Origin of the sequence: Neisseria uirgultaei (assembly GCF_962719845.1) — a bacterium.
In the GTDB taxonomy this organism is placed as follows: Bacteria; Pseudomonadota; Gammaproteobacteria; order Burkholderiales; family Neisseriaceae; genus Neisseria; species Neisseria bergeri.
In genome coordinates, this window is record NZ_CAUIYF010000005.1 from 22,071 (window position 1) to 39,596 (window position 17,526).

18 protein-coding genes are annotated in these 17,526 nt (G+C 50.7%); 12 read left to right on the forward strand and 6 right to left on the reverse strand.

Features of this window, described 5'->3' with window-relative positions:
* Positions 1-2 precede the first annotated feature (2 nt).
* The 7 genes from Q9J32_RS04265 (at position 3) to nqrM (ending at position 6,280) form a co-directional block, all read left to right on the forward strand.
* Complete coding sequence (locus tag Q9J32_RS04265) at positions 3-1,235, forward strand: NADH:ubiquinone reductase (Na(+)-transporting) subunit B (protein ID WP_301883948.1); 1,233 nt, start codon at positions 3-5, stop codon at positions 1,233-1,235.
* On the forward strand, positions 1,228-2,004 hold the full coding sequence (locus Q9J32_RS04270; RefSeq protein WP_301883949.1) for a Na(+)-translocating NADH-quinone reductase subunit C: 777 nt from the start codon (positions 1,228-1,230) through the stop codon (positions 2,002-2,004). Before Q9J32_RS04265 ends, Q9J32_RS04270 begins: the two co-directional genes overlap by 8 nt.
* Positions 2,004-2,630: an NADH:ubiquinone reductase (Na(+)-transporting) subunit D gene (locus tag Q9J32_RS04275; protein WP_002214361.1), complete on the forward strand. Its 627-nt coding sequence runs from the start codon at positions 2,004-2,006 to the stop codon at positions 2,628-2,630. Before Q9J32_RS04270 ends, Q9J32_RS04275 begins: the two co-directional genes overlap by 1 nt.
* A gap of 3 nt (positions 2,631-2,633) precedes the next feature.
* Positions 2,634-3,227 carry an NADH:ubiquinone reductase (Na(+)-transporting) subunit E gene (gene nqrE, locus Q9J32_RS04280; protein WP_002223986.1) on the forward strand — a complete coding sequence of 198 codons (594 nt, stop codon included), beginning with the start codon at positions 2,634-2,636 and terminating at the stop codon, positions 3,225-3,227.
* A 13-nt stretch (positions 3,228-3,240) separates the two neighbouring features.
* The gene (nqrF, locus tag Q9J32_RS04285; protein ID WP_301883954.1) at positions 3,241-4,458 is read left to right on the forward strand and encodes an NADH:ubiquinone reductase (Na(+)-transporting) subunit F; all 1,218 of its coding nucleotides are present in this window, start codon (positions 3,241-3,243) and stop codon (positions 4,456-4,458) included.
* A 525-nt stretch (positions 4,459-4,983) separates the two neighbouring features.
* Positions 4,984-6,039, forward strand: coding sequence for an FAD:protein FMN transferase (locus Q9J32_RS04290; RefSeq protein ID WP_301883956.1), 1,056 nt, complete (start codon positions 4,984-4,986; stop codon positions 6,037-6,039).
* 25 nt (positions 6,040-6,064) lie between these two features.
* The gene (gene nqrM, locus Q9J32_RS04295) at positions 6,065-6,280 is read left to right on the forward strand and encodes a (Na+)-NQR maturation NqrM (protein ID WP_301883957.1); all 216 of its coding nucleotides are present in this window, start codon (positions 6,065-6,067) and stop codon (positions 6,278-6,280) included.
* Positions 6,281-6,403: 123 nt separating this feature from the next.
* On the opposite strand, the gene grpE is transcribed toward nqrM, so the two are convergent.
* Positions 6,404-6,991, reverse strand: coding sequence for a nucleotide exchange factor GrpE (grpE, locus tag Q9J32_RS04300; protein ID WP_301883958.1), 588 nt, complete (start codon positions 6,989-6,991; stop codon positions 6,404-6,406).
* Positions 6,992-7,174: 183 nt separating this feature from the next.
* Between grpE and cysE the strand changes: the two genes are divergently transcribed.
* Positions 7,175-7,993: a serine O-acetyltransferase gene (gene cysE / locus Q9J32_RS04305; protein WP_003675836.1), complete on the forward strand. Its 819-nt coding sequence runs from the start codon at positions 7,175-7,177 to the stop codon at positions 7,991-7,993.
* A 45-nt stretch (positions 7,994-8,038) separates the two neighbouring features.
* Here cysE and ubiB read toward each other — a convergent pair whose 3' ends face one another.
* The 5 genes from ubiB to Q9J32_RS04330 form a co-directional block, all read right to left on the reverse strand.
* Positions 8,039-9,550 carry a ubiquinone biosynthesis regulatory protein kinase UbiB gene (gene ubiB, locus Q9J32_RS04310; protein WP_301883962.1) on the reverse strand — a complete coding sequence of 504 codons (1,512 nt, stop codon included), beginning with the start codon at positions 9,548-9,550 and terminating at the stop codon, positions 8,039-8,041.
* 34 nt (positions 9,551-9,584) lie between these two features.
* Positions 9,585-10,049, reverse strand: a complete 465-nt coding sequence (locus Q9J32_RS04315) for a peptidase (protein ID WP_301883965.1) — start codon at positions 10,047-10,049, stop codon at positions 9,585-9,587.
* Complete coding sequence (locus Q9J32_RS04320) at positions 10,046-10,192, reverse strand: hypothetical protein (protein WP_003709540.1); 147 nt, start codon at positions 10,190-10,192, stop codon at positions 10,046-10,048. The genes Q9J32_RS04315 and Q9J32_RS04320 overlap by 4 nt, the downstream gene beginning before the upstream one ends.
* Positions 10,193-10,208: 16 nt before the next feature.
* A complete protein-coding gene (gene erpA, locus Q9J32_RS04325) occupies positions 10,209-10,547 on the reverse strand; it encodes an iron-sulfur cluster insertion protein ErpA (protein ID WP_002219692.1) in 339 nt (112 codons plus the stop codon).
* A gap of 132 nt (positions 10,548-10,679) precedes the next feature.
* Positions 10,680-11,366 (reverse strand): S24 family peptidase, encoded by a 687-nt coding sequence (locus tag Q9J32_RS04330; protein WP_301883969.1) that lies wholly within the window; start codon positions 11,364-11,366, stop codon positions 10,680-10,682.
* A 186-nt stretch (positions 11,367-11,552) separates the two neighbouring features.
* Here Q9J32_RS04330 and Q9J32_RS04335 point away from each other — a divergent pair, with 186 nt between their 5' ends.
* From Q9J32_RS04335 to Q9J32_RS04350, 4 genes are all read left to right on the forward strand, one after another.
* Positions 11,553-11,825: a hypothetical protein gene (locus tag Q9J32_RS04335; RefSeq protein ID WP_003709535.1), complete on the forward strand. Its 273-nt coding sequence runs from the start codon at positions 11,553-11,555 to the stop codon at positions 11,823-11,825.
* Positions 11,826-12,032: 207 nt separating this feature from the next.
* A complete protein-coding gene (dnaK, locus tag Q9J32_RS04340) occupies positions 12,033-13,961 on the forward strand; it encodes a molecular chaperone DnaK (RefSeq protein WP_301817850.1) in 1,929 nt (642 codons plus the stop codon).
* Between the two features lie 366 nt (positions 13,962-14,327).
* Complete coding sequence (locus tag Q9J32_RS04345; protein ID WP_301883970.1) at positions 14,328-16,247, forward strand: TonB-dependent receptor; 1,920 nt, start codon at positions 14,328-14,330, stop codon at positions 16,245-16,247.
* Positions 16,248-16,304: 57 nt separating this feature from the next.
* On the forward strand, positions 16,305-17,282 hold the full coding sequence (locus Q9J32_RS04350; RefSeq protein ID WP_301817848.1) for an ABC transporter substrate-binding protein: 978 nt from the start codon (positions 16,305-16,307) through the stop codon (positions 17,280-17,282).
* Positions 17,283-17,526: the final 244 nt, after the last annotated feature.

Here is a 17,526-nt window from a genome sequence, read left to right on the forward strand (position 1 = left end):
TTATGGGCTTGAAACATTTTCTTGAAAAAATCGAACCGCACTTCCTGCCGGGCGGCAAACATGAAAAATGGTATGCCCTCTACGAAGCTGCGGCGACAATTTTCTATACATCCGGCGCGGTAACGCGCAAAGCGGCACACGTCCGCGACGCGCTCGACTCCAAGCGCATGATGATTTTGGTGTGGCTGGCTTTGTTCCCCGCCATGTTTTACGGTATGTACAACGTCGGCGTACAGGCGTTCGATGCGTTAACGCCCGATTTGCTGCAACAAAGCATCGCCAACGACTGGCATTACGCCCTTGCCGACGCTTTGGGCATCAATATGTCGTCTGAAGCGGGCGTGTCGGGCAAAATGCTGTTCGGCGCGATTTACTTTCTGCCGATTTACGCGACCGTATTTGTTGTGGGCGGCTTTTGGGAAGTCTTGTTCGCCACCGTCCGCAAACACGAAATCAACGAAGGTTTCTTTGTTACTTCGATTCTGTTTGCCTTAATCGTTCCGCCTACGCTGCCGCTGTGGCAGGCGGCTTTGGGCATTACCTTCGGCGTGGTGGTTGCAAAAGAGGTATTCGGCGGTACGGGTAAAAACTTTATGAACCCTGCGCTGGCAGGCCGCGCCTTCCTGTTCTTCGCCTACCCCGCCAACTTGAGCGGCGATGCGGTTTGGACGGCGGTTGACGGCTATTCCGGCGCAACCGCGCTGGCGCAATGGGCGGCACACGGTGCAGACGGCCTGAAAAACGCCGTAACCGGTCAAACCATCACTTGGATGGACGCATTTATCGGTAATGTGCCCGGCTCAATCGGAGAAGTATCCACTTTGGCACTCTTAATCGGCGGCGCGTTTATCGTGTTTGCCCGCATCGCTTCTTGGCGCATTATTGTCGGCGTGATGATCGGTATGATTGCGATGTCTTCGCTGTTCAACTTCATCGGTTCGGACACCAACGCTATGTTTGCTATGCCTTGGTACTGGCACTTGGTCGTCGGCGGCTTCGCCATCGGTATGCTGTTTATGGCGACCGACCCCGTTTCCGCTTCCTTTACCAATGTCGGCAAATGGTGGTACGGCGTGCTGATCGGCGTGATGTGCGTGTTAATCCGCGTGGTCAACCCTGCTTACCCCGAAGGCATGATGTTGGCGATTCTGTTTGCCAACCTGTTTGCCCCGATTTTCGACTATTTCGTCGCACAAGCGAACATCAAACGCAGAAAGGCGCGCAGCAATGGCTAAGAAATTCGATAAAGACAGCTTCAGCGGCACGCTGATTGTCGTGTTGGCGGTCAGCCTGATTTGCTCGGTCATCGTTGCCGGTGCGGTCGTCGGCTTGAAACCCATCCAAGAGAAACAAAAACTCCAAGACAAACAAGGCTATATTTTGAGCGTAGCCGGTTTGATGGATAAGGACACCGACATCGGCAAAACCTTTGCCGAGCGTATCGAGCAACGTGTCGTGGACTTGGCAACCGGCGAATATGTGAAAGACGCGCCGAAAGACTTCAGCGCGCGCATTGCCGGCAAAGACCCCGCGCAAAGTATCCAAATCAAACCTGAAGACGATTTGGCAGGCATCAAAAGCCGCGCCAAATACACTGAAGTTTACTTAGTAAAAGGCGAAGACGGCAAAATCGGGCAAATCATCCTGCCGATGCACGGCAACGGTTTGTGGTCGGTAATGTACGGTTTTGTCGCCATCCAACCCGACGGCAACACCATCAACGGCATCACTTATTACGAACAAGGCGAAACCCCGGGCTTGGGCGGCGAAATCGGCAATCCGTTGTGGCAGCAAAAATTCGTCGGCAAAAAACTGTTTGACGGACAAGGCAAACTCGCCCTGCACGTCGGCAAAGGCGCGGGTTCGGACAAAGAACACGGCGTAGATGCTCTCTCCGGCGCGTCGCTGACATCCAAAGGCGTGCAAGGTTCGTTCGCCTACTGGTTCGGCGAAAACGGCTATATCCCCTACCTGAACAAATTGAAATCAGCAGGAGCGCAATAATGGCTGATATGAAACGCTTGAAACATTTGATGTTTTCACCCTTTATCGACAACAACCCGATTGCCTTGCAGGTTTTGGGTATTTGTTCGGCTTTGGCGGTTACCACCAAACTTCAGACGGCCATCGTGATGGGTATTTCCGTAGCTTTGGTAACCGGTTTTTCCAGCTTCTTCATTTCGCTGGTACGCAACTACATCCCCAACAGCATCCGCATCATCGTGCAAATGGCGATTATCGCGTCGCTGGTTACGCTGGTCGACCAACTGCTTCAGGCATTTGCCTACGAATTGTCCAAACAGCTTTCCGTATTCGTCGGTCTGATTATTACCAACTGTATCGTGATGGGCCGCGCCGAAGCATTTGCGATGAAAGAGCCGCCGCTGGAAAGCCTGATCGACGGTATCGGCAACGGCGCGGGCTACGGGATGATGCTGCTTGTCGTCGCCACCGTCCGCGAACTGATTGGCTCGGGCAAACTCTTGGGCTACACCGTTTTCCAAACCGTGCAGGACGGCGGCTGGTATCAAACCAACGGCTTGTTCCTGCTCGCTCCCAGCGCGTTCTTCATCATCGGCTTTTTGATTTGGGGACTGCGTACTTGGAAACCCGAACAGGCGGAGGAATAAACTATGGAACACTATTTGAGCCTCTTCATCAAATCCGTCTTCATTGAAAATATGGCGCTATCCTTCTTTTTGGGTATGTGCACGTTTTTGGCGGTATCCAAAAAAGTATCCACCGCATTCGGTTTGGGTGTGGCGGTAATTTTCGTACTCGGGCTGTCCGTCCCTGCTAACCAACTCGTTTACTCGCTGCTCAAAGACGGCGCGATTGTCGAAGGCGTGGATTTGACCTTTTTGAAATTCATCACCTTCATCGGCGTGATTGCCGCTTTGGTGCAGATTTTGGAAATGTTCTTGGACAAATTCGTCCCCGCCCTCTATAACGCGTTGGGCATCTACCTGCCGCTGATTACCGTGAACTGCGCGATTTTCGGCGCCGTATCGTTTATGGCGCAACGCGAATACAACTTCGGCGAGTCCGTTGTATACGGCTTCGGCGCGGGCTTGGGCTGGATGTTGGCGATTGTCGCTTTGGCGGGCATTACCGAAAAAATGAAATATTCGGACGCTCCCAAAGGCCTCAAAGGCTTGGGCATTACCTTTATCGCCGCCGGCCTGATGGCGATGGCGTTTATGTCGTTCTCCGGCATCCAGTTATAAGAAAGGGACCGGTATGGAGATTATTTTAGGTATCGTGATGTTTACCGTCATCGTTTTGGTTTTGGCACTGATGATTCTGTTTGCCAAATCCAAACTGGTCAGCGAAGGCGACATCACCATCAAAGTCAACGGCGAAAAAGAGCTGACGATGCCCGCCGGCGGCAAACTCTTGGGCGCGCTTGCCAGCCAAGGTATTTTCGTTCCTTCCGCCTGTGGTGGCGGCGGCTCGTGCGGACAATGCCGCGTTGTCGTGAAAAGCGGCGGCGGCGACATTCTGCCGACCGAGTTGTCCCACATCAGCAAACGCGAAGCGCGCGAAGGCTGCCGGCTGTCGTGCCAAGTCAACGTCAAAACCGATATGGAGATTGAAGTACCCGAAGAAGTGTTCGGCGTGAAAAAATGGGAATGCACCGTCATTTCCAACGACAACAAAGCAACGTTCATTAAAGAACTCAAGCTTGCCATTCCCGAAGGCGAAGAAGTCCCCTTCCGTGCCGGCGGCTACATCCAAATCGAAGCCCCGCCGCACACCGTTGCCTACAAAGACTTTGACATTCCCAAGAAATATCACGAAGACTGGGACAAATACAATCTGTGGCAATACGTTTCCAAAGTGGACGAACCGATTTTGCGCGCCTACTCTATGGCTTCATACCCGGAAGAAAAAGGCATTATTATGCTGAACGTGCGTATCGCTACACCGCCGCCGTGCGTACCCGATGCGCCTCCGGGACAAATGTCGTCCTACATTTGGTCGCTCAAACCCGGCGACAAAGTTACGATTTCCGGCCCGTTCGGCGAATTCTTCGCCAAAGACACCGATGCCGAAATGGTATTCATCGGCGGCGGCGCAGGTATGGCTCCGATGCGTTCCCACATTTTCGACCAGCTGAAACGTTTGAACTCCAAACGCAAAATTACCTTCTGGTACGGTGCACGCTCCAAACGCGAAATGTTCTATGTTGAAGACTTCGACCAACTCGCGGCAGAGTTCCCGAACTTCACGTGGCACGTCGCCTTATCCGACCCGTTGCCGGAAGACAACTGGGACGGCTACACAGGCTTCATCCACAACGTAGTTTACGAAAACCACCTGAAAAACCATGAAGCACCGGAAGACTGCGAATTCTACATGTGTGGCCCGCCGATCATGAACCAGTCCGTCATCAAAATGCTCAAAGACTTGGGCGTGGAAGACGAAAACATCCTCTTGGACGATTTCGGCGGTTAAAACCCAACCTCAAATACAAAAGGAAGAAACTTCGGTTTCTTCCTTTTGTATCTGATACCGTCCGAACACCCTTCAGACGGCATCCGCCCATACCCGTATCAATATCGTTGAACTTCCATTTTTTACCCTGCGGCGGATGTGCGGTTAAATATTTTGGCGGGAAAGCAAAGAAGTATACTTCTTTTTAGTTATGGTTGATTCCATAACTGAAAAAGTATCGATAAACCCATTTTGCGAGGTACGGATAATGTCTGACAGCTTTGAAAACAGCCCCGAATACGATGATTGGATTGAATCGGGCGGTCGTGATGAAGATTACGAATACTACTACAACAAATGGCAACGCAGGACGCGCTGACCATTAAACCCTGACAAACCGGTTTATAAAACACCGGTTTGTTTTTTATTACCGCCCCTTAAACAACGGGTGATGCCGTCCGAACACCCTTCAGACGGCATCAACATAAAAACATATCGGCCGTTTTGCGATATAATTCAAGCCATTTACCAAAACCATCAAACACTATGCCGTCTGAAACACGCCTGCCGAACTTTATCCGCGCCTTGATATTTGCCCTGAGTTTTATCTTCCTGAACGCCTGTTCGGAACAAACCGCGCAAACCGTTACCCTGCAAGGCGAAACGATGGGCACGACCTATACCGTCAAATACCTTTCAAATAATCGGGACAAACTCCCCTCCCCCGCCGAAATACAAAAGCGCATCGATGACGCGCTTAAAGAAGTCAACCGGCAGATGTCCACTTACCAGCCTGATTCCGAAATCAGCCGGTTCAACCAACACACAGCCGGCAAGCCCCTCCGCATTTCAAGCGACTTCGCACACGTTACCGCCGAAGCCGTCCGCCTGAACCGCCTGACGCGCGGTGCGCTGGACGTAACCGTCGGCCCCTTGGTCAACCTTTGGGGATTCGGCCCCGACAAATCCGTTACCCGTGAACCGTCGCCGGAACAAATCAAACAGGCGGCATCTTATACGGGCATAGACAAAATCATTTTGAAACAAGGCAAAGATTACGACTCATTGAGCAAAACCCACCCCAAGGCCTATTTGGATTTATCTTCGATTGCCAAAGGCTTCGGTGTCGATAAAGTTGCGGGCGAACTGGAAAAATACGGCATTCAAAATTATCTGGTCGAAATCGGCGGCGAGTTGCACGGCAAAGGCAAAAACGCACGCGGCGAACCGTGGCGCATCGGTATCGAGCAGCCCAATATCGTCCAAGGCGGCAATACGCAGATTATCGTCCCGCTGAATAACCGTTCGCTTGCCACTTCCGGCGATTACCGTATTTTCCACGTCGATAAAAGCGGCAAACGCCTCTCCCATATCATTAATCCGAACAACAACCGACCCATCAGCCACAACCTCGCCTCCATCAGCGTGGTCGCAGACAGCGCGATGACGGCGGACGGCTTGTCCACAGGCTTATTCGTATTGGGAGAAACCGAGACCTTAAAGCTGGCAGAACAAGAAAAACTCGCTGTTTTCCTGATTGTCAGGGATAAGGACGGCTACCGCACCGCGATGTCTTCCGAATTTGCCAAACTGCTCCGCTAAACATACAAACCGATTAGGAAACACCATGAAAACCCTGCTCCTTACCTTCGGCATCTTCCTGACCGTCATCATCGGTATGGCGGTCGGCTATATTTTCTCCAAACGCACCATCAAAGGCAGTTGCGGCGGCATTACCGCCTTGGGTATGAAAAAAATGTGCGACTGCGACACGCCTTGCGACACCCTGCAAAAGAAACTGGATGAAGAAAAACAGACAGGCGGCATACGGGTTGACCGTTAACGCCGAAACAAAATGCCGTCTGAAGCCCGACAGGCGGGTTCAGACGGCATTGCCGCTTTACTTCAATCGGTTTATACGCAAAACGCGCTTCAGGAAATAAATCAGATTATTCCCCAGACGCCTTCAGGCTTCCTTCTGCGCCACCGTAACCATAGCCGGGCGCAACACACGGTCGGACAGGGTATAGCCCTTCTTCATCACGCCGACCACGGTATTGGTTTCCTGTTCGCTTGCCACCGCCTGCATCGCCTGGTGGATATTGGGATCAAGCTTATCGCCCGCTTTAGGATTGATTTCCTTGATTTGCGTGGCATCAAATGCTTTCTGCAACTCGTTCAAAGTCATCTGCACGCCCATTTTCAACGCATCAAAATTGCCGCTTTGATCCAAAAGTGCCATTTCCAGATAATCCTTAACCGGCAACATTTCTACGGCAAACTTCTGTCCGGCGAACTTGTGCGTATCGGCAATTTCCTGCTGATGGCGGCGGCGCAGGTTTTGCTCGTTTGCCAAAGCACGCAGCTGCTCGTCTTTCAACTGCGCTTCCAACTCGGCAATCCGCGCCTGCAAATCCTCATAAGTCGGCTCGGCAGAGACCGGCTCCTGCTCCCCTGCATCGTTTTCTGCTGTTTCGGCAGCCTCTACGGTTTCAACTGTTTCCACATTTTCAACCGCCTCTTCACTATTTTGCTGCTGCGTCTGTTCGCTCATATCGTATCCCTTAAAACAAATTGAAAATCAAAATCTGGTTATACCTGACGTAAGATAAGGACGTTGCCAAGAAACTTCAAGCAAAAGCAGAGAATTTCAAATTCATTTTCAAATCCCCTACCGAAAAAATGATATAGACGGTAAGATACTGCCGACCATATCGATTTTCAAACGTCATCACTCATGAAAAAAGACCATTTAAACACAGCCGGTTTCAACTTGTGGCAGACCATACGGGAGGAAACCGAAGCGGCAGCCGCAGCCGAACCCATGCTGGCCAGCTTCCTGCATCAAACTGTTTTACGGCACGAATCTCTAGACTCCGTCCTTTCCTACCACCTTTCCAGCAAACTCGGCAGCCCGATTATGGACGTGCGCGCGCTGTTTGAAATTTACCAGCAGGCATTGGGCAGCGATGAGCAAATCAGTAAATGCGTCGAGGCAGACCTGAAGGCCATCTACGAGCGTGACCCGGCATGCGACGAATACACGCTTCCGCTGCTATATTTCAAAGGTTTCCACGCCATTCAGGCACACCGCATCAACCACTGGCTATACTTAAACGGACGTAAAACGCTGGCCTATTTCCTGCAAAACCGGATGTCTGAAGTATTTGGGGTGGACATCCATCCCGCCGCGCATTTCGGACACGGACTGATGCTTGACCACGCCACCGGCTTTGTTGCCGGCGAGACTGCCGTTTTAGGCAACAACATTTCGATTCTACACGGCGTAACCTTAGGCGGTTCAGGCAAAGAAGGTGGCGACCGCCACCCTAAAATCGGCAACGGCGTGATGATCGGCGCAAACGCCTCGATATTGGGCAATATCCGTATCGGAGACAATGCCAAAATCGGGGCGGGCAGCGTTGTGGTTTCAGACGTACCGTCTTCCATCACTGTTGTCGGCGTACCCGCTAAACCCGTGGCACGCGCACCCAAAACACCGTCGGCCGATATGGATCAAAATATCCAATTTGCCGAAATCGACTTTATCATCTGAACAACTGTAAAAATGCCGTCTGAAATTTATTTCAGACGGCATTTCTTATTTCAAAAGCAAGATTAGCAGTAAAACAAACGCTATTGCCCCCAGCCACATGCTTTGCCGTTGCTGCACCTTGACTAAATGAATATAAGCATCACGCATTTCCTGCTGGCGGTTTTCATCAATCAACGCACTGATTTTGCGCGGCAATGAAGGGATGATTTGCGCCCAGTCGGGGGCTTCGTTTTTAAGGTTGCGCCAAAGGGCTTTGGGGCCGACTTGTTCGTTCATCCATTTTACCAAAAACGGTTTGGCGGTTTTCCATAAGTCTAAATCGGGATCGAGTTGGCGGCCCAAGCCTTCGATGTTGAGCAGCGTTTTTTGCAGCAGTACCAGCTGCGGCTGGATTTCGACGTTGAAGCGGCGGCTGACTTCAAACAGGCGCATCAGCACCAAGCCGAAGGAAATCTGCGAAATCGGTTTGTTGAACACCGGTTCGCAAACGGCGCGAACCGCGGCTTCCAATTCTTCCGCGCGCGTGTCAGCGGGCACCCAGCCCGATTCGATGTGGGCGGTGGCGACGCGGTGATAATCGCGGTTGAAGAAGGCGAGGAAGTTGATGGCGAGGTAGCGTTTGTCGTAATCGGTCAGCGTGCCGACAATGCCGAAATCAAGGGCGATGTAGCGATTGTCGGCAGCGACCAAAATATTGCCGGGATGCATATCGGCATGAAAAAAACCGTCGCGGAAGACTTGCGTGAAGAAGATTTCCACGCCGTAATCGGCAAGTTTGTGCAAATCGATGCCGTCTGCTTTGAGTTTGGCAATATCGGATACCGGCGTGCCGTCCATCCATTCGATGGTCAGTACGTCGCTGGTGCAGTAGTCGTAAAACACCTTAGGCACAATCAGCATATCACTGTTTTGGAAATTGCGTCCGAGCTGGCTGGCATTGGCGGCTTCGCGCATCAAGTCCAATTCGTCATGCAGGTATTTGTCGAATTCGGCCACCACTTCGCGCGGCTTCAAACGCTTGCCGTCGGCAAACAGACGCTCGACCCAAGCCGCGCCGAAGCGCATCAGCGACAAATCCTGTTCGATAAGGGGCAAAAGGTTGGGGCGCAAAACTTTGACCGCCACTTGTTCGCCCGAATGCAGGCGGGCTTTGTGTACCTGGGCGATGGACGCGCTGGCGACGGGTTCGGTTTCAAATTCCGCATACAGCTTTTCGATGGGCTGACCCAACGATTTTTCGATTTGTTCACGCGAAAGCCGCGCGTCAAAAGGCGGCACTTTGTCTTGCAGCTTTGCCAGTTCGACGGCGTAATCGTGCGGAATCAAATCGGGGCGTGTGGACAAAACCTGCCCGAACTTGATGAAAATCGGCCCCAGGCTTTCCAACGCAAGGCGAAGTCGGACGGGCGGCGGTTCATTTTTAAATCTGGAAGATTGCGGCATCATTTTCAGCAAACCGTATATCCAGCCGCGCCGGACCAATCCAGCACACAATCCCGCCAATCGGTAGTAATAAAGAGTCCCGACAATGACCGTCAGACGTTTCAACCATTTCATATATAAAATCCCGAATACAGCATTTATCGGACAATCAAAAAATCTTACCGAGCAGATAGCCCAAAAAGGCAATCAGCAGCCCGAAAACCAGCGGTTTGATATTGCGGGGCGGCGGTTCGGGTTGCGAAGGTGTGGGAATATCATCTTCCCGCCCGCCATGAAGTTCAAGATATTCGGGCATTTCCCCATTCGCGCCTTCTCCTTCGCCCTCCCCTTCCTCCGGCGGCACGACTGTTTCCAACTCCATATATCTCCGGGTAATAATATCCAAACCCAAATAGCTGAAATAATCGTGCAACTCTTCCCGTTTCGCCCAAGTGCATTTTTCCTCAACCAGCACTTGCGGTTTGGAATCGAGCGATTCAATCAATCCTTCCGCCTTTTCTTCGCCGAGATTCTCCTTAAGGCACTCCCGGATAAGCCCGCGATCCACTTGGGGCGGGTAGGAAACATATACATCGTACAAATCGTTTCGGTAATCTTTACTCATCTCAATCATAAGGGAACAAATACGCCTGATACCGTTCCGCCCGTTCCTTTCGGGAAACCCGATTCATCTTCAAACAATCGGATTATATGTGAATTCATCCCGATAATATATTTTCCAAAAGTAAAAATGCCGTCTGAACGTTCAGACGGCATCACACGAACCAAGCGGTCATACGGAAAACGACGATCCGCAACCGCAGGTCGTTTCCGCATTCGGATTGCGGATGACGAATTGCGAACCCTGCAAACTTTCCGTATAGTCAATTTCCGCACCGACCAGATATTGATAGCTCATCGGATCGACCAAAAAGACCAAACCGTTTTTCTCAATTTCAAAATCGTCGTCGTTTTTGATTTCGTCAAAAGTAAATCCGTACTGGAAACCCGAGCAGCCGCCGCCGTTGACAAAAACCCGCAATTTCAAATCGGGGTTGTTTTCTTCGGCAATCAAATCGGCAACTTTGGCACAGCAGCTGTCAGTAAAAATAATGGGGCTTTCATCCGACATGGTGTTATTCCTTAATATAGTATTTTCCGCATTCTCTCTCAAACCCCCTTCAAAGGCAAGCAGGGCTTCGCCTTTGAAAAAGGAATTGTTCCAATAGATAAGTTTGACCGCCTGCAATTTCAAGCCCCGGACTCAAACCGCCCTGCCGAACCACTCGACCCGCCCGATAATCTCCACATCATCGGTCAAGTCGTTCAAATTGATTTCAAAAGCAGGATAAGCCTCGTTTGCAGAAATCACATTGATAATCCCGCCGGGGACGATTTGCAGGCGTTTGACCAACAAGTTTTCATTAATCCGCAACACATACAGACCGTCCCTCGGCGTATTCTCGCTATGGTTGACCAAAATCGAATCCCCGTCATTCAAAACCCCCTCCATCGAATCCCCCTTGACGGAAATTACAGACAGGTTTTTCACATCACGGGTAACATAATTCTCAATCCAATGCCGTCTGAACGCCATTGTAAATACCGGTTCCTCATGATCGACAAACTGCCCGTATCCCGCAGCCGCCCGAATATCATATCTCGGCACGAAGACAAACTCGTCCGTATCAACTTCATTGCCCAAGGTATCGTAAGCAAGGGATTTTTTTGGGGCTTCATCCGGAAACGGATTACCCTCCCCCGTCAGCAGCCAATCGATACTACACCCCTTCAACTGCTTGATTTTTTTTAATGTTTCAGACTTCGGCAGGCCGCCTTCATTCCATATCCTGCTGAAGCCCGCAATCGTCATTTCAATATCGGATGCGATTTTTGCCTGCTTCGCTTCGCTTTTCCATAAAAAAACCAGTCTGTCTTTAAAGGTTTCCATAAATATCCTTCCGCTCCCCTTCATTCAATCATCTAAAGTAAACATAAAATATATTTTACCTTAGCTATCCAAAAAACGGAATAACTATGATAAACTAAATTTAAGTTATGATTTTTCTTAATTAATGCATAATTTTTCAGATTTTCCATAGGTTTGATCCTGAATTAACAGAAAAAGGATAGAAAAATGAAGAAAACCGGCAAATATCTTATCTATACTGCGGCATTTACCGCATTCTGCTTTGCCTTCCAAGAAAACCGTTCTGAAGCCAAACAGCCCGACATCACTTTATCCGCATCCCTGTGCGAACAATTCAATATGCTGAACGCCAAAGATATGGATGCAGAACAAGTCTCCCTTTCCAAAGAATGCGACATCATCGAGTCTTCACACGACTGGGAAAAAGAGTACGGCAACTTGAACGAACAGGAAATGCTCGCCGGCATCGTCTATGAATAAACCTGCCTGCCATTTGAAATACTATGCTCGAATGAATTGGAGCCAAATGTATTAAATCAAATATAAAACCAATATATTCATAAAGTTACATACTTATACCCGTACTGTGGCTTGAAACAGCCCGCCGCCCGCCCTATTTACAGCCCATCGGGACAAAATGTTCCAACATATTTCTCAAAATAAGCAAAATCAAATAGGAGTATCCACATGGCAAAAGTAATCGGTATCGACTTAGGTACAACCAACTCTTGTGTATCCATTTCTGAAAACGGTCAAACCAAAGTCATTGAAAACGCAGAAGGCGCACGCACCACGCCGTCCGTTATCGCTTATTTGGACGGCGGTGAAATCCTCGTCGGCGCACCGGCAAAACGCCAAGCGGTAACCAACGCTAAAAACACTATTTATGCCGCCAAACGTTTGATTGGTCATAAATTTGAAGATAAAGAAGTCCAACGCGACATCGAATCTATGCCTTTTGAAATCATCAAAGCCAACAACGGCGATGCGTGGGTGAAAGCACAAGGCAAAGAGCTGTCCCCGCCGCAAGTTTCCGCAGAAGTCCTGCGTAAAATGAAAGAAGCCGCCGAGGCTTACTTGGGCGAGAAAGTAACCGAAGCCGTGATTACCGTCCCGGCCTACTTCAACGACAGCCAACGTCAAGCGACTAAAGACGCAGGCCGCATCGCCGGTTTGGACGTAAAACGCATCATCAACGAGCCGACCGCTGCCGCTTTGGCATTCGGTATGGACAAAGGCGACAACAAAGACCGCAAAGTAGCCGTATATGACTTGGGCGGCGGCACTTTCGATATTTCCATCATCGAAATCGCCAACCTCGACGGCGACAAACAATTTGAAGTTTTGGCAACCAACGGCGACACCTTCTTGGGCGGCGAAGACTTCGACCAACGCTTGATTGACCACATCATCGCCGAGTTCAAAAAAGAACAAGGCATTGATTTGAAACAAGACGTGATGGCTTTGCAACGCCTGAAAGAAGCTGCCGAAAAAGCCAAAATCGAATTGTCCAGCGGTCAGCAAACCGAAATCAACCTGCCATACATCACCATGGACGCAACCGGTCCGAAACACTTGGCGATGAAAATTACCCGCGCCAAATTCGAGAGCCTGGTTGAAGACCTGATTGCCCGCTCTATCGAACCTTGCAAAATCGCATTGAAAGATGCCGGCTTGAGCACCGGCGACATCGACGACGTGATTTTGGTCGGCGGTCAGTCCCGTATGCCGAAAGTACAAGAAGCCGTTAGAGACTTCTTCGGCAAAGAACCGCGCAAAGACGTGAACCCTGACGAAGCCGTTGCCGTAGGCGCGGCGATTCAAGGCGAAGTATTGAGCGGCGGTCGCAGCGATGTATTGCTGCTGGACGTAACGCCCCTGTCTTTGGGTATCGAAACCATGGGCGGCGTGATGACCAAGCTGATTCAGAAGAACACCACCATCCCGACCAAAGCGTCGCAAGTGTTCTCTACCGCCGAAGACAACCAAAGCGCAGTAACCATCCATGTGCTGCAAGGCGAACGCGAACGCGCCTCCGCCAACAAATCTTTGGGTCAGTTCAACTTGGGCGACATCGCACCCGCACCGCGCGGCATGCCGCAAATCGAAGTAACCTTCGACATTGACGCCAATGGGATCCTGCACGTTTCCGCCAAAGACAAAGGCACAGGCAAAGCCGCCAACATCACCATCCAAGGTTCTTCAGGTTTGAGCGAAGAAGAAATCGAACGCATGGTGAAAGATGCCGAAGCCAATGCCGAGGAAGATAAAAAACTGACTGAATTGGTCGCTTCCCGCAACCAAGCCGAAGCCCTGATTCACTCCGTGAAAAAATCTTTGACCGACTACGGCGACAAACTCGACGCAGCCGAGAAAGAAAAAATCGAAGCCGCGCTGAAAGAAGCCGAAGAAGCCGTGAAAGGCGACGACAAAGCCGCCATCGATGCCAAAGCCGAAGCTTTGGGTGCAGCCAGCCAAAAACTGGGCGAAATGGTTTACGCGCAAGCGCAAGCCGAAGCCCAAACCAGCGAGGGCGCACAAGCGGACGCATCATCCCAAAAAGACGATGACGTGGTCGATGCGGACTTTACCGAAGTAAAAGACGACAAAAAATAATTAATGCCGTCTGAAAAAAGCGCGAACCGTTTGGTTCGCGCTTTTTTAGGCTGTGTTTTAATATAGTGCCGACAGGCATACTCGGCTTCAAGGTATTTAATAGGATAGGTTTCTACCCAACCGAAAAAATAATTTTCTTTTCCCTGACAAATAGTTGCAATCAACGGATTATTAAAATACAGCCTTTCTTATCAGCCGCTGCAAAAACGACAGTATGGCAACAGTTCCAAATCAATCTGCCGCAACGCTCCAAAAATCAAGTTTCAACCGATGTATCATGCTCTAGGCGTTTTTATATCATTTTCTTGTTTACTTAAAATATTTTTAATAGGATAATAAATAATTATTATTATCAAAGGCTGGAAAATGAAACCGAATCCGCTCCTATGGGCTTTGATGACCGTTTTTTCCGTTGCGCCATCTTGGGCAGAACAACTAGCAAATACTGAAGAAATACAATCCGTCAAAACCTTCTCCCCTCCCAAACTGATTGCACCGACCGCAGCGCAAGGCTATTTCCCAGAAAACCAATTCGACCGCACCGACCGCAGCGATTATTACTTTATTACTGAAAACATAGACCAAGCCTTCCGTCCGCTGAAGGCAAACAGCGGTTTTTACGGCAAAAGCTTTTACAACTCCATTACCACGCAAGCGCGTGGGGCGAATGTTTACGGCGTAGCCAACCTCAATCACACCAAGGCAAACGGCTACAAAGATGGCGGTGGGCGCGACACCGATTGGAAATACAGCCGCTTCAATCAGGCTTTGGTACTCGGTTTCGTGCCGTCTGAAAATCAAGAATACCGTCTCACTTATCTGCACGACGACATCAACAACGACCGCCAGCCGCAGTTCGTCAACGACGCATTGGACACCGAACGCCACATCTCCAAACTCAACGCACGTTGGGGCAATGCCGATTTAAGCAATACGGTCAGCGCGGAAGCAGCCGTAATCAAACTCAAACGCCGCGCCGACAATTACTCCCTGCGTCAAAACAATACGCAGCAGAAAGTGTTCGTAGAACTTGACCGCAAAGTGTACGACTTCTCGCTCAAACACGATGCAGATTTCGGCAAGTTCCACAACACCGCTGCCGTCAGCTACCGCAACGACAGCCAAAACGGCAAGCGCAACGCCCACACTCCCATGCGCGACTTTCTCAACAGCTACCGTTTCGCCGATGTGCACATCGACCGCTGGCGCATTGCCGATACCCTGTCTTACAAGTTTGACGACCGACACAAACTGGGCTTGGGTTTAAGCTACGAGCTCAACGAAGCGGACGTTCGCAAAAATACAGTGCAGCCCGCCCATCCGATGAACCGCAATCTCGCCTTCGCCTCAGCGCAGCAAATCTGGAAAACCCATTACGGCTACGACTTCAACGGTAAAGTGCGCCGTCATGCTTTGTCGGGCGAACTCAAATACGATTTCACGCCGTCTGAAACGCAAAAATACAGCGTTTCCCTCGCTCACTTAGAACGAATCGGCGACAACACCGAACGCTTCAACTCGCTTGCCGCCATCGTGCAAGACCGTACGAACGGCGCATTAACAAATTCCAAACCGGCCGCCGCCATCGCAGGCAATCCCCTGCTGAAAACTGAAAAACACAACCGCATCAAGCTCACCGCCGACAGCCGCAACGACTACTACAACGGCTACATGAACTCGTTGGCAGGCGCAGGCTGGAACGTGGGCGGCACGCTTGTGGCGGACAAAGTCAAAGACCTGATTATTTTTGACCGCGCACACGGACAAAGCGGCACGGCTTCCAAAGGCGGCGGCATCATCACACGCAACGTGGACGCACGATTGTTTACCGCGCAGGCCTACGCGCGTTACAACTTCAATCCGCATTGGGCGGCAGGCATCAAAGCCGCCTACAACTACGGACACAACGAAACCGACGGCAGACCTCTCTATCAAATCCGTCCGTTTGAAGCCGCCGTCCAAGCCGACTACAAAAACTACTTTACCTACGGCAGCTACAACATCGGCGCGGCGACACGCTTTGTCGCCAAACAAACGCGCGGCGATTTTGACGCGGCAAGCAGTCTGGGCATAGACAAACGCGAAGCCGCCAAAGGCTTTACCGTTGCCGATGTGTACGCAGGCGTAAACATCAAAGACAAATACGGCTTGCGCTTGGGCGTGAACAACGTGTTCAACAAAAAATACGCCGAACACATCAGCGGCGACCACGTCCTCGCCCTGTCGCCCAGCGTGGTGTATGCACCAGGCAGGACATATTGGTTGAGTTTGCATGCGGCTTTTTAAAATCAGGCCGTCTGAAAGAATGCCTGCATTGGCTTATTAAGAATTAGGAGATAAAAAATGGAACTGAAAAGACGCGATTTCTTAAAAATGACCGCCGCTCTGGCAGCCGCAGGCGTTTCGCCTTCTCTGCTTGCTGCCGGTAAAGAGCAATTTACCGTGTACGGCGCACCGGCGATGCCCAGCGTTACCATTGCCGTAGCGGCGTTGCAAGGTAAACTGGCGAAACAGGCGGACGTGTCGCTGAAAATCTGGCGTTCGCCCGACCAACTGCGTGCAGGCGTAGCAAGCGGACAATTTAAAGTCATGATGAGTCCGAGCAATGTCGGCGTAAACCTGCGCAACCAAGGGCAGAAAGTCGGCATGGTCAATATTTTGACCAACGGCATCACGCAGCTGATGTGCAAAGGCAGCGCGATTGCCTCGCCGCAGGATTTGATCGGCAAAAAAATCCTCGTGCCGTTTAAAAACGATATGCCTGACATCGTGCTGCAAGCCTTGTTGAAAAAACTGAAAATCGACGCACACAAAGTCGGCATCACTTACACAGCCACGCCGCCCGAAGCGGTGGGGCTGTTTTTAAGCAAAGACTACCACGCCGCCATCCTGCCTGAACCGATGGCAACCGCCAGCCTACTTAAAGGCAAAACCATGGGCGTAAACGTCGTGCGCGGCTTTGATTTGGTGAAAGCATGGGGACAAGCGTTTGACACCAAACCGCTGATTCCGATGGCAGGCATCATCGCCAACGAAGAATATTTCCACGCGCACAAAGCGCAGTTCGACCTCTTCCATCAGGATTTGAAAAACGCGCTCAACTGGATACTGGCCAACCGCCAAAGCGCAGCGAAAATCGGCAAAAACTACCTCCCCGCCCCCGAACCCGCCCTAGTCATGGGCTTGGACGGCGCGCGGCTGACGGTAACCAAAGGCAGCGAAGTGAAGAACGAGATTTTGAAGTTTTACGAAATCCTGATGCAGTTCAACCCGAAACTTTTGGGCGGCAAGCTGCCGGATAACGGGTTTTTCTTGGCTTAAAGGGAGGAGAGGTCGTCTGAAAATAGTGGAGTAGCCATGAAATCTGACTTGTCATTTTCAGACGGCCTATAAGGACATTATCAGCAGCGTAGGTCGGATTCTTGAATCCGACCTACTTTTTTCAGACGGCCTATCAGATAATAGTTAGAACAGTACACAAAGAGCCGTCATTCCCGCGCAGGCGGGAATCCAGTCTCTGATATTGCAGGAATATTTTAAAATTGCAGCAACGTCAAACCTCTGG